The organism is Candidatus Pelagibacter communis (assembly GCF_001180225.1).
In the GTDB taxonomy this organism is placed as follows: Bacteria; Pseudomonadota; Alphaproteobacteria; order Pelagibacterales; family Pelagibacteraceae; genus Pelagibacter; species Pelagibacter ubique_D.
Genome location: NZ_CVST01000032.1, coordinates 1 through 653, shown reverse-complemented (window position 1 = coordinate 653; position 653 = coordinate 1). Strand labels below are relative to the sequence as shown.

At 29.6% G+C, this 653-nt stretch carries 1 protein-coding gene; it reads right to left on the bottom strand.

Features of this window, described 5'->3' with window-relative positions:
• A partial coding sequence (locus tag AMN99_RS01710) for a TauD/TfdA dioxygenase family protein (protein WP_075506113.1) occupies nt 1-653 on the bottom strand: 653 nt, incomplete at both ends.

The window sequence follows — 653 nt, the reverse complement described above, 5'->3', positions numbered from 1 at the left end:
ATATAGTTATTCTGTGCATAATTCTATTACCTTTAAAAGGGGTAGCTTGGTGGAGCATGGATCTATTGTCCCAAATAGCTAACTGATCTTTTTCCCATTCTAATGAGTATTGAAACTTTTTTTTAACTTGGTGCTTAAATAATTGTTTTTTAACTTTTTCAGAATTTTTTAAATTTGGAGAAAATCCTACAAGATGTCCAGGGCTGCAATAAATCGTATTTTTAGAGTTTATCTTTTTTATAATTTTATGAATAGATTTCAATTCTTCAATCTTTCTACCCTTCTCTTTTACTCTTTCTCTTGTAGTAACTGAAATTGGTCCTTCAGAAGAGTACCTTCCCTTCACTTTGAGTAATTTATTTTTTATTGATTTAGGCAAATAATCATAAGCTAAGTATTGAGAGGAAAATTCAGTATTTGCTCTACCTTTTTTAGGAACTAGTTTAGAATAAAGCATTGTAAATCTAGGTGGTTTTTTTGTGTAAATTGAGTCTGTGTGAAATTGTTCTCCAAAACTAGGTCCCTTATCTGTTGCTTTCCTTTGAACGACAGTAATTTGCTTATATTTCTTACTTAAACCTTTTAGTCTTGGATAATTTGCTAATTTCCCAAAATGTTTAGCAAACGCTATATAATGTGAAGAATTTAGTTTT